The sequence below is a fragment of the Streptomyces venezuelae genome (assembly GCF_008642315.1).
Lineage (GTDB): Bacteria > Actinomycetota > Actinomycetes > Streptomycetales > Streptomycetaceae > Streptomyces > Streptomyces venezuelae_D.
Genome location: NZ_CP029192.1, coordinates 1,980,261 through 1,992,007 on the forward strand (window position 1 = coordinate 1,980,261; position 11,747 = coordinate 1,992,007).

The window sequence follows — 11,747 nt, forward strand, 5'->3', positions numbered from 1 at the left end:
AGTCAGGGAGGGAACCGTTTGACGCCCGCACAACTGCTCGACAAAGCCTTGATCGTCAAGGAGTTGCGGCGGCTGGCGGCCCTGCCCGCGCTGAAGCCGCGCTCGGCCGAACTGTCCGTGCTGCACCAGGATCTGGGCGGGTCGAACCAGCTCGACCGGTGGGCGGAGATCGACCTCGTCCAGGCCTACGTACGCCCCGAGAGCGTCCGTGCGCCCCTCGACCGGTCCTCGGGCCGGCACGACCGCCTGCTGGAGGCCGCGCTCGGGGTCCTCGTCTTCATCCCCCTGCTGATCACCTGGTTCGGTCTGCGGGAGGCGGTGCGGGCATACGGGGAGCTGGCCGACGAGAACCCCGAACAGGCCACGCGCCCCTTCCTGCAGCTCTGGCAGTCGGGCTTCGGCGGGCACCTGTCGTCGCTCGGCCGCTTCGAGAACGTGGCCCTGATGGCGGTCCTCCTGATCGCCCTGCTCGTGGGACTTTCGGTGTGGCACGCGCGCGTGCGGGTGCGTACGGAGCGCGCCGAGGACGCGCGGGAGGCGGAGCAGGATCGGCTCCTCGCCGAGCTCGCGGCGGTGCTGACGCGCACGCAGATGCTGCTCGCCTCGCACCGCAGCGCGTCGCCCCAGCAGTTCACCGCGCAGCTCACGGCGGCCGCCCAGAAGATGCAGCAGGTGACGATCAAGGCCGAGCGCAGCCACAACGCGCTGACGGGCGCGACGGCGTCGGCGGTCCAGGCGGCCGACGCCCTGCGGCTGGCTGCCCAGTCCCTCACCAAGGAGGTGCCGAAGCTCGGCGACGCGGCGGACCGCATCAACACGACGCTGCGCAACGGCACGGAGGAAACCGCCAAGGCGGGCCGCGCCAACGCGCAGGCCGCGCGCGGCATCGTCGACCACGTCAAGACGGCGGGCGACACGGTCGAGGCGTCCCTGAAGGCGCTGGTCGCGGCCCAGCAGTCCCTCGTGACCAAGTCCGAGTCGGTGGCGAAGGCGACGGAACTGGCGTCGCAGGCCCTGGTGACGAGCGCGGGCCGCACCGGCGACGCGGTGGACGGCATGCGGGAGGCCACGGAACGCTGGGACGCGGCGGCGGCCCACTGGCAGGACGCGGCGGCCCGCCTCGACGCGAGGATGGCCGCCCTGGCGAGGACGCTTCCGATGTCGGCTGCGACACCGACGAGTGGGGGGTACGGCTCCGCGAACGGGGCGTACGGCGCGGGCAGTGCCGCGACGAACGGGGGGTACGGCACGGGCCGCGACCCCGCGAACGGTCCCTACGGATCCGGCGGCGACACCGCAACCGGCGGGTACGACACGAGCGGTGCGCATCGCACCGGTACCGGCCCCGCGACGGGGCCGTACGACCGCGGCCGTTCCGCAGCCGGTGGGTACGGCACCGGTGGCGGCTCCGCGAACGAGGCGTACGCCATGAGCGGCGACTCCGGGACCGGCGGGCGCACGCCCCACGCGGCCTCCGCGCACGCCCCCGCCGCCACTCCCCCGGAGAGCGCAGCCGCTCCGGGACCGGTCTCCGCCGCCCCACCGGACGCACCCCTGGATCCGCCCGCCGACGCGCCCCTCGACGCGCCGACCACGCGGCTGCCGCCGCCCCGGCCCCGGAGCGGGGGGAGCGCGTGAGTCGAGGGCGCGAGGAGCGGCGGCGCGGCGGGCGGCCCGGGGTCGTCGTGCTCGCGGGGTGGCTCTTCGCCGATCTGCTGCTCGTGCTCGCGCTCGTGTCGATGGCCGACCGGCCGGACCCGAAGGCGGACGACCGGCCCACTCCCGAGCCGTCGAAGTCCGAGACGACCGAACCCCCCACTCCGACGGGGCCGCGCGCCGTGGACCGGCACCCCCAGGAGTTCGAGGTGGCCGGGCGGAACAAGGGCGACCTCGTGAAGCAGATCGCGAAGGACACCCGCAAGTGGTCGGGCCGTGAGGCCGCGCTCGTCCTCACCTTCGGCGGGAGTTCGAACGGCACGGTCTACGCCCACCGCGTCAACGGGCTCCTCGGCAAGGCCCGTCCGGAGATGTTCACCGGGAAGACGGCAACGGACGACTACCACAACCTCGGCGAACGCGCGGAGACCGCCGTGGTCCGCGTCTACTTCTACACCGCGCCGGGCGGCTGAGCCATGGCCGTCCTGCGTCCCGGCGAGCACCCGAAGGCGAGCGGCGCACGGCCGCCCCTGCCCGCGCTGCCACGCTGCCCCGGCCTGCGGGGCTACCTGCACCTGCACGCCGACATCACCGATTTGGGATTCCGGCACGCCGCCGACGCCCTGCGCGCGCCCGAACCCGCCCCCGCCCACGACGCCGTCTTCGGCACGCTGCCCAAGGCCGCCACGGACGACGGGTTCCGCGTCCTCGACGGCCTCTGGTTCCCGGGCCGCGGCGGCATCTGGCACCGCGTCGACGTGTCGTACGTGCGGCGGGCGCGCGGCCGGTGGCTGTCCTCGCCGGATCCGCGCGCCGACTCCGCGGCCGCCGTGGTCGACACCCTGGAGACCCTGGTGCGGGACGACGCGCAAGGGCTGCGGCGGCTGGTCCTGTGGGAGGTGTGCTGCCTGTTGCGGGACGGCGGCGAGCGCCCCGTCGAGTCGGACGCCGTCGCCCTGGGCGTGCACCGCGCCGAGGCGGGACTGCTCGCCTCCGCCGTCGCGGCCGGATTCCCCGCGACCGGCCCGGCCCGGCACGCCGCCGAGACCCTCAACGACGTCTGGCCCGGCGTGCGGCTGCGCGAGGCGGAACGGCTCGTGGCCCGGCTCCCGCGCGCCTCCGCGTACGCCGACGGCCCCGACGACCACCGCCTCGCCGCGCTCGTCGACGGCGTCCGCGCCCGGTCCACCGAGGTCGCCCGCCTGACCGCCGACGGTGCCGCGGCGGAAGCCACCGGCGCGCCGCGCGCCGCGGCCGACGCCTGGCTGGGGGCGCTCCGCCTCGCCCGGGACGACCCGGCGGCCCAGACGGGCCTGCTGCGCGTCGCCGCGATCCTCGCCGACGACCCCGCGAGCCCCGTGGGCTCCGCGGTGACGGCCGTCCCCGAGGACCGCGCCGTACGCCTGTCCTGGTGCGCGCCCGCGCGGGACGCCGAGGTGACGTACCGCGTCCTGCGCTTCCCCGACGGCGCGCCCGACCTCGCCGTGGAGACAGCGGCGGGCGAGCTGCGGCCCGCGTCCGTCGACCCGGACGCCCCCGTCGGCCGCCCCGTGCGGTACGCCGTCGTCCCCCTCCAGGGGGACCGGGACCGCATCGCCGGAGTGCCGCGCGTCACCGCTCCCGTGCTGCTCACTCCGGTGGCGACGGAGCTGCGCTGCACGCTCGTGCCGGGCGGGCTGCACCTGCGGTGGCGGCCCGATCCCGCGGCGGCCGAGGTGCGGGTGACACGGTCGGCAACGGAGACGGACGCCGGCGGTTGGGGAGCGTCGTCGCTGGTCCGGGTCCCCTGCGAGCACGACAGGGTACGGGACGCGCCGCTCGCCCCGGGGACGTACACGTACGAAGTGCGCTGCGGCTACCGCGATCCGGACGGCGACCTCGTCTGGTCCCGCGGCGTGACCGTCACGGCCCGCGCCGAACAGTGGCCGTCCCCCGTCGAGGAGCTCAGCGTGCGCCGGAACCCGGACGGCGAGCGGGTGACCATCGCGTGGCGGCCGCCCGAACTCGGCGACGGCCTGCTCCTTCCCTGGACGACGGCCCCGGTCGCGCCGGGCACAGACGTGTCCGACGTCGTGAGCGGCGTGGACCGGATCCCGGCGACCGCGGTCGGCGCCGAGTCCCGCGCCGAGCTGACACCGGAACCCGAGCGGCGGATGCGCGTGACGGCGGTGAGCGTGCTGGGCGGGCGTGCCGTGTCCGGTCCGAGCGTGGTGATCGAACACCCGGCTGCCATAAGGGGGTTACGCGTACGTCGGGTGGCCGCGGACCGCGCCGAGCTGCGCTTCGACTGGCCGGAGCCCGCGGTCCTGGTGCACGTCGCGTGGACCGACGGGCTGCGCGGCGGCGAACGGCGGGTCGCGCGCAGCGCGCACCGGGCGGGACGACCCGTCGACCTGCCCGTGTCGGCCGACGAGTGCGCCATCACGGTGACGCCGCTCCCCCGCCCCGACGCCGTGTCGATCGACACGGGGCCGGCCCGCGCGACCCTGCCCGCCGCGCCCCTGCCCCCGCCTCCCCCGGCGCCGCCCCCGCCGTCCCGCTGGGGCACGTGGTGGCGACGCTGGCGCGGCCGGTGGTCCTGAACGAGCTCGACCGGGCGCCGAGTTGATTGCGCCGGGTGGCGTGCGGGGCCGTGCGGCCTACTCCTTGACCACGGCCTCCGTCCCCCCGCCGAACTCGATCAGCAGCCCCGACCGGAGCGCGATCGTCTTGCCCGGGTCCACATCCCGCACCGTCCCGTCGTCCTTGCGGGCCGTCCACACCGACTTGGTGCGGTTGGTGAGGCCGAACCGCCCACGCTGCTGCGGGTGTTCGGTCACCTCGCCGACCACGGCGGAGAAGTCGTGGCGTTCGGGGTCGTCGCGCAGGTGGTGGGCGTAGACGCGGGCGCTCGGGGCGAGCCGGATGCCGCGCTTGGTGCGCAGGGTCCCCGTGCCGGTGACGAGTTCGAGGCGGGGCGGCAGCGTGATGACGGTGCGGCACTTCCAGCAGGTGGGGGGCGCGCCGTCGGGCTGTGTGAGGTTCTGCTTGCCGCAGGCGCCGCACTGTGTGATGGCGTCGAGGACCTGGCTGAGCGCGTCGCGCCACTGTGACTCGCGCACGCGCAGCGCGGGGTTGCGCAGGCCGTCCGTGAACGTCTGGACGAACAGGTCCCGCAGGATCTGCGGCAGCGCTCCCCACGTCGCCTCGACGGTCGGCTGCTCACCGGGCACGGGGCGGTTGCGGAGGTCGGTCGGGTCGTAGACGAAGACCGGGTCGGTGCCGTACAGGCGGCGTTTGGCGGCCTCGTCCATGCAGCGGATGCTGAGGGCGAGGGCGCCGTTGAACGGGTGGTCGTTCATGAGGAGCAGGAAGAGCAGCACGGCCAGGGAGTGCAGGTCGCTCTGGGTGCCGGGCTGTTTGCCCTTGTCGCCGCGGACCAGTTCGGGCGCCATGAAGTCCATGGTGCCCGCGACGGCGGCCTCGGCGCCCTCGACGACGGCGTTGTCGTTGTCGCAGACGAGAACGTCGCCGGTGCGCGGGTCGAAGAAGATGTTGCCCCAGTTGATGTCGCGGTAGGCGATGCCGCGGGAGTGCAGGGCGCGGTAGGCCTCGACGGTGTGCAGCGCCACGGTCACGAGGGTCCGCATCGTCGCGGACGCCACCGAGGGGTCGCGGCGGAAGAGCGCGGGCAGGTCGCAGAAGCGTGCGGGGCGTACGTCCATGAGATAGCCGAAGCCGGGCTGCTTGCCCTCGGGGTCCATCACGATGGAGCGGGGCCACAGGAAGCGGGGGTCGTCCCAGCCCTTGGCGATGAGCCCTTCGAGGATCTCGCGCTGCCGGGCGTCGGCGAGCTGGGGGTAGTACCACTTGACCGCGCGGTCCCCGGTGGGCGTCTGGACGCGGTAGACCTCGCCCTGGCCGCCGGAGCCGAAGAGCTCGGCGACCTTGAGCTTCTCCCCCGACTCGGCCACCAGGGTCTTTCCGGCGGCGAGCATGCCGTTCACCATTCTGTTCCTCTCTGCCCTGCGTCTGCTGCTGCGTCTGCTATTGCGCCTGCTACTGCGTCTGCTCGGGCACCGCTATGGCGCCCACGAGCGTCGTGTCGTCCCCGGAGTACTTGGCGGCCCGCGCCAGCCAGTCCGGGAGCTGGGACTGGACCGCCGCCACGCCCTGCCCCGCGGCGCGCTCGCCGAGGCCGGTGGCGAAGTCCAGGAAACCCTGGTGGTCGGCGAAGCTCTTGGAGAGCCCGTCGGTGGAGAGCAGCACGCACGGCGGCGCACCGCCGGTGAACGGCTGCCAGTGCGCCCGCATCTTGCGCCACGGCTCGGGCTCGCAGAGCGAGTCGGTCTCGTCGCCCATGTCGGGACCGCTGGAGAGCGGGGTGTGCGGGATGCCGCCGCCGTCGACGAGCACGATGTCCCCGTCGCCCAACTGCCAGCAGAACAAGGTGTGCTCGGTCAGCACGGCCCCGATGAGGGTGCTTCCATACGCGGCGAGGTCCGGGACGTCCGGACGGTCGACGCGCCCCGTGCGATCGGCGGCCGGCTGCGCACGTACGCCGTGCGCGGGCGAGTTGGTGTCGTGGTACACAGCGCGCTCGTGCCACAGGTGGGCCACCCGCTGCGGCAGGCGGCGCGCCTCCTCGCGCAGGGCGGGCCAGCCCGCGGCGTCGGCGCCGACCCGGGCGGCCTCGCGCGCGAACGCCGCCGCGCACGCGGTGAACTCCTCGACCGCCCAGTACGCCCCGAGGTCGCTGCGGAAGTGCGCGGCGCTGCCGTGCCCGTCCGCCACCGCGAGGACGACCGCACGCCCCTGCGCGACGGGCAGGGCCACGCTGCGGTCCTGGCTGTACTTCTTGGCCACTCCCTTGACCGCGCCGCTGAGCAGCGCCCACGGACCGGGGGGCGCGGCGGGGCGGCGGCCGGGCCCGGTCGTCGTCTCCGGCCCGGTCACCAGATGTCGTCTTCGCCCTTGGTCATCGACGGCACGTCGAGCGGCGTCGCGGGCTTCGCTCCGTCGTCGACCTTCGGGGTGGAGGCGTCCTTGACGACGGCGGTCGACATCCAGCGGATGGCGGCGGCGAGCTGGCGCGGGTTCTTCGCCTGCAGGGGTTCCAGTTCGGGGTTGCCGAGGAACTCCTTGAGCATGCTCTTGTCCGCGTCGTCGCCGATGGCCACCGCGACGCGTACGGCACGCTTGCCCCACGGGGTGCCGTCGATGGCGCGCAGCCCGGCCCGCCAGTCGTCGGTGGGCTGGCCGTCGGAGGCGAGGGCGAGGACGGGGGGCAGGGCGCGCTGCGGCATCGGCGGGGTCTGCAGCGCGCCGGCCGCGAGCTTGAACGCGGCGCCCATGTCCGTGCCGCCGTAGATGTGCACGTCCTCCCAGGAGAACCGGTCGACGGGGGTGGGCTCGCCGACGTGCCAGCTCGCTCCGCTGGCGAAGGTGATGGCGCGCACCAGCAGGGACGCGGCGGGGTTGGACTGGGCGGCCTGCTGCATCTCGGGGATGGCTTCACGGATGGCGAAGTTCAGCTCGCCGATCTTGCCGTTCACGCCCATGGAGCCCGAGCAGTCGAGCATCCAGATGAAGTGCACGGGGCGGCTCGCCATACTGCCGCCGGGGAAGTTGTCGACGACGACGGTCTCGCTGGTGTCGCTCACGCTGGTCCTTTCACGGGTTCATGGGTTCGTGGGGTTCGTGAGTGCTCAGGCACTTGGGTACTTGAGGGTGGGAGCCCGGCGGTACGCGGTCAGGTCTGCTGCTCCCGGCCCGCCACCCGATGGCGCCACGCCGTCCATTCCTGTACGTCCTGGCCCTCCCGGTGCAGGACGGTGGCCACTTGGCCGAGGCGGTGGTCGTCCAGATGGGCGAGGACGGGCGCGAGGACCTGGTCGAGCAGTTCGGCGGCGACGTCCCGCCAGCCGGCGGTGACGCCGTGCCGTCGGCGGGGCCGCCACAGGTGGTAGTAGGCAGCCAACTCGGTCGGATGACCCGGGAGTTCACGCTCGAGCCGTGCGCGGGTCCGCTCCTCCAGGAGGTGCGCGCGGTAGGCGCCGAGGAGGTCCGGTCCCGCGGCGACGAGGATCCGCAGTCCGGACTCGCACACGTCGAGCGGGTTCGCCGCGGCGAGGGCCCGGCCCACCCGTTCGTCGACGCCCTTGCCCAGGACCATGCCGAGCGGCGACACCTTGCGCTTCAGTTCCCTGAGCCGGCCGACGGAGGCCCTGTTGACGGCGAGCCGCCCGTCGGCGAGGTCCTGGGCGATGACGAGGAGTTCCGCGGTGTCCCGGTCCTGGGCGCCGAGCTTGGGGTCCTCGCGCATCTCCCGCGCGAAGGCGACCAGTTCACGGTCGCAGTGGTCGGGCTCCTTGAGCCATCCCATGATGCGGCGGCCGAGATCGGCCTCGATGATCAGGCGGGGGGTGCAGAGGCGGGCCACGCGGGGCTGTTCGGCGCGGTTCGGCGGGTCGTTGCGCCACACCAGGCGCCACAGCAGGTTGAGCGTCTTGACGTCCTCGACCCTGCGGGCGGAGAGGAGTCCGGTGAGCCGCTCGAAGAGCTCGACTCCCCGCAGCCGGTCCGGCGGACCGTGCCACTGCGCGGCGGCCGCGGCGAGGCGGACGGTGAGCGGCGCGTCGTCGATGTTGCGCCGCAGCCAGTCGCCCTGGGGCGAGTCGGCGAGGGCGCGCAGGCGGTCCAGTTTGCGCTCGGTGAAGTTGTCCAGGAGATGCCGGAGCACGCGCCGGGTGAAGGCGACGTGGTCGAGCTCGGACAGCACGTGGACGGCCTGCGCGCAGTCACGCCGCTCCGGGTGCAGCAGGGCCTCCGCGAGGCGGTCCATGGCCCGGGCGAGCCCGGTCCCGCCGTCGGCGCCCACGGCCAGGGCGAGGCGCAGCGGTTCCGTCCAGGTGGTGACGGGGTCACGGAGCCGCGCGCGCAGGGCGTCGTCGGCGCGGTCGCCGTACTCCTCGCGCAGCTCGCGCCAGGCCTCCTGCCCGAGCGGCAGCCCGTCGAAGGAGGCCAGGTCGGGGAGCGTGCCGCGGCCGCGGGACGCGTCGAGCCGGTGCTTGACGAGGGCGAGTGCGAGGGGCCGCGCGGCGAGGGCCTGGTCCCCGTCGAGCCCCCGACAGAGCCGGTCGAGCTCCGCGAGGGTACGGGCGTCGGCTTCGCCCCTGGTCACGGACTCGGTGAAGGCGTCGAGAACGGCACGCAGGGTGTCACCCCGAAGCCCACCGAGCTCGCCGTCGGCGGCTGGTCCGGCGTGGCCGGGTCGCTGGGCGTGGCCGGAGGGGGCGGGGCTCGGGGCGTGCGGGGAGGCGCCGGAGCTCGGGGCGTACCCGGAGGCACCAGGGCCCGGGGTGTGCCCGGAAGCACCGGAGCTCGGGGCGTACCCGGAGGCACCGGGGCCCGGAGCGTGCCCAGAGACACCGGGATCCGGAGCGTGCCCAGAGACACCGGGGCCCGGAGCGTGCCCAGAGACACCGGGATCCGGAGCGTGCCCAGAGACACCGGGATCCGGAGCGTGCCCAGAGACACCGGGGCCCGGAGCGTGCCCAGAGACACCGGGGCCCGGAGCGTGCCCAGAGACACCGGGATCCGGAGCGTGCCCAGAGACACCGGGGCCCGGAGCGTGCCCAGAGACACCGGGATCCGGAGCGTGCCCAGAGACACCGGGGCCCGGAGCATGCCCAGAGACACCGGGGCCCGGAGCATGCCCAGAGACACCGGGATCCGGAGCGTGCCCAGAGACACCGGGGCCCGGAGCATGCCCGGAGGCGCCAGGATCCGGAGTGCGTCCTGCGGCATCCGCGGCTTGGGCGCCCGCCGCCCCGTCGAGATCCTGGGCCCGTCCGGCGCCCTCGGAGCCCTCAGCTCGTCCGGCACCCTCGGGGCTCTGGGCTCGCCCCGTACCGGCGAAGCCCTGAGCCTGTCCGGCACCATCTGGACCTGCGGCGCCTCCGGCATCGTCGGGACCCTGAGCCCATCCCGTGCCGTCGAGGCCTTGGGCGCTTCCCGCACCGTCGGAACCCGGGGCACGCCTCACACCGTCGAGCCCCGGAGCGCCTCCGACACCGTCGGGCCCCGGGGCGCGCTCCGCGCCGTCCAGGCGCTGAGCGTGCCCGGAGGCGCCGGAATCCGGAGTGCGTCCGGCACCCTCGCCACCCCCCGCCCCCCGCCCCGTCGCAGACCTCAGCAGTGCCCCCGCGACCAGGGGGATGAGGGCGAAGGGGCCCTCGGGGTCCGTCGCCGTGCCGCGCGGGGGGCGCGGTGGGTTGCCGGTGAGCCAGCGTTCGGCTGTCAGGCGGGCCCACGCGTCCGGTTCGGTGGCCGGGCTCTCGGGGCCGCCGCCCGTGCCGTCGTGGACGCGGTACAGGTACTCCACCACCGCGTCGTCGGACCGGTCGAACTCCGCTTCCGGCCCGATGCCGATGATCCGCTGCGGGGCACGCCGCGGGTCGTCGGTCCACGTGGTGAACGTCAGCGCGGAGACGTATGTCTCGGGAAGCGACGCGCAGGCGAGGGCGATCCAGCGGGCCACGGTCTCGGAGTCGTCCTCGACGAGGACGATCTGCCGCCCGGCGGGGTCCTCGAAGAGGCGGCGCACGTCGGCGAGGAAGGGCGCGACACGGTCGGCCCGCTCCCGGGCGAACGCGACGAGGAGCTCGCGGTCGAAGTGCGCCTCCGGCACGGGCAGTTCGGACTCGACGAAGCCCGAACCCAGGGACTCGTCCCGCTCCCCCTGCCAGGACTCGGAGCGCCACGTGTCGATGGGCCAGACGGGCCCCGGCCCGGGCGTGTCCGCGCTCAGGTGCAGCGCCTCCACCCGCTGCCCCGGGAGGGCCGCGCACAGGAGGCGGCCGCCGTCCGGGAGCAGGCTGTAGCTCAGCTCGGACCCCGCCTCCCCGGCGGGCGGAACGCCCATGACGCGTGCGACGGCACTCCACAACCGTCCTTCGTGCTCGCACAGTTGCGGTGAATCCGGGTCCGGCGGGACGAGACTGACGGCTCCGGTGTCCGGCTCCTGGTCGAGCCGGTAGCTGAGGCGACGGATGGCCATGCCACATTCTGACCACCCGCGGCACCGCACCGCAGGCCGTCCGCCAAGTTCACCCCCACCTCGGCACGCACCGCTCACCCGCACCGCCCACACCTGGTCGAACACGGGAACGGACGACGCGCGCACCCTTGCGCGACACCGCGGCCCGGGACACCGTGGTCACGTCCCGCACTGCCGGTGCCGCCCCGGACCCCGTCGGCGATCGGAGTCGTTGTGAACCCGTTCCTGCTCCCGCACACCCTGCTCGGCGAAGGCCCGCACAAAGTGGTCGCGATCCACGGATGGTTCGCGGACCGTTCGGCGTACGGGCCGGTGCTCGCGGACCTCGACACCACCGCGTTCACGTACGCGGTGGTGGACCTGCGCGGGTACGGCGAGGCCAAGGACACGGCCGGCGCGTACACCACCGGCGAGGGCGCCGACGACGTGCTCGACCTGGCCGACCACCTCGGCTGGGAGCGGTTCTCGCTGATCGGGCACTCCATGGGCGGCAGCGTCGCCCAGCGCGTCCTGGCCGTGGCGCCGCACCGGGTGCGGCGACTGGCCGGCGTGTCGCCCGTACCCGCGTCCGGGCTGCAACTGCCGCCCGAGCAGTGGGAGTTGTTCGCCTCGGCCGCGCACACGCCGGAGAGCCGCCGCACCATCATCGACATCACCACGGGTGGCGTACGCCCCCGGGCCTGGCTCGACCGCATGGTGCGGCGCTCGCTCGCCGTCAGCGACGCGAAGGCGTTCCGTGCCTGGCTGGACTCCTGGGCGGGCGACGACTTCCACACCGAGGTCGAGGGGTCGCCCGTGGCGGCGCTCGCGGTCACCGGGGCGCTCGACCCCGCGCTCTCCGCGGACCTGATGCGCCGCACGTGGCTGCGCTCGTACCCGCAGGGCGAGCTGGCGGAGCTGCCGCGGGCCGGGCACTACGCGATGGACGAGGTGCCCCTCGAACTGATCCGCACGGTCGAGGACTTCCTGCGGGCCGAGGGCGACGCGGTCGAGGGCGGCGAGGGGTTCACCGGCGAGGACGACTGCACGGACGGGGACGGCGTCGCGTGAG

8 protein-coding genes are annotated in these 11,747 nt (G+C 74.6%); 4 read left to right on the forward strand and 4 right to left on the reverse strand.

Features of this window, described 5'->3' with window-relative positions:
• Positions 1-18 precede the first annotated feature (18 nt).
• From DEJ48_RS08310 to DEJ48_RS08320, 3 genes are read left to right on the forward strand one after another with little or no spacing between them, the layout of a single operon-like run.
• Positions 19-1,638 carry a hypothetical protein gene (locus tag DEJ48_RS08310; RefSeq protein ID WP_150215549.1) on the forward strand — a complete coding sequence of 540 codons (1,620 nt, stop codon included), beginning with the start codon at positions 19-21 and terminating at the stop codon, positions 1,636-1,638.
• Positions 1,635-2,129, forward strand: a complete 495-nt coding sequence (locus DEJ48_RS08315) for a hypothetical protein (protein WP_223831955.1) — start codon at positions 1,635-1,637, stop codon at positions 2,127-2,129. The genes DEJ48_RS08310 and DEJ48_RS08315 overlap by 4 nt, the downstream gene beginning before the upstream one ends.
• Before the next feature lie 3 nt (positions 2,130-2,132).
• Positions 2,133-4,238: a hypothetical protein gene (locus DEJ48_RS08320; RefSeq protein ID WP_150215550.1), complete on the forward strand. Its 2,106-nt coding sequence runs from the start codon at positions 2,133-2,135 to the stop codon at positions 4,236-4,238.
• Positions 4,239-4,295: 57 nt separating this feature from the next.
• Here the strand turns inward: DEJ48_RS08320 and DEJ48_RS08325 are convergent, their stop codons facing one another.
• The 4 genes from DEJ48_RS08325 to DEJ48_RS08340 form a co-directional block, all read right to left on the reverse strand.
• Positions 4,296-5,642 carry a serine/threonine-protein kinase gene (locus DEJ48_RS08325; RefSeq protein ID WP_150221061.1) on the reverse strand — a complete coding sequence of 449 codons (1,347 nt, stop codon included), beginning with the start codon at positions 5,640-5,642 and terminating at the stop codon, positions 4,296-4,298.
• A 52-nt stretch (positions 5,643-5,694) separates the two neighbouring features.
• Positions 5,695-6,591, reverse strand: a complete 897-nt coding sequence (locus DEJ48_RS08330; RefSeq protein WP_190537276.1) for a protein phosphatase 2C domain-containing protein — start codon at positions 6,589-6,591, stop codon at positions 5,695-5,697.
• On the reverse strand, positions 6,588-7,247 hold the full coding sequence (locus DEJ48_RS08335; protein ID WP_150221062.1) for a vWA domain-containing protein: 660 nt from the start codon (positions 7,245-7,247) through the stop codon (positions 6,588-6,590). The genes DEJ48_RS08330 and DEJ48_RS08335 overlap by 4 nt, the downstream gene beginning before the upstream one ends.
• Before the next feature lie 140 nt (positions 7,248-7,387).
• Entirely contained in the window at positions 7,388-10,696 is a 3,309-nt protein-coding gene (locus DEJ48_RS08340; protein WP_150215552.1) for a GTPase-associated protein 1-related protein, read from the reverse strand.
• Between the two features lie 213 nt (positions 10,697-10,909).
• On the opposite strand from DEJ48_RS08340, the gene DEJ48_RS08345 reads away from it, so the two are divergent.
• On the forward strand, positions 10,910-11,746 hold the full coding sequence (locus DEJ48_RS08345; RefSeq protein ID WP_150215553.1) for an alpha/beta fold hydrolase: 837 nt from the start codon (positions 10,910-10,912) through the stop codon (positions 11,744-11,746).
• Position 11,747: the final 1 nt, after the last annotated feature.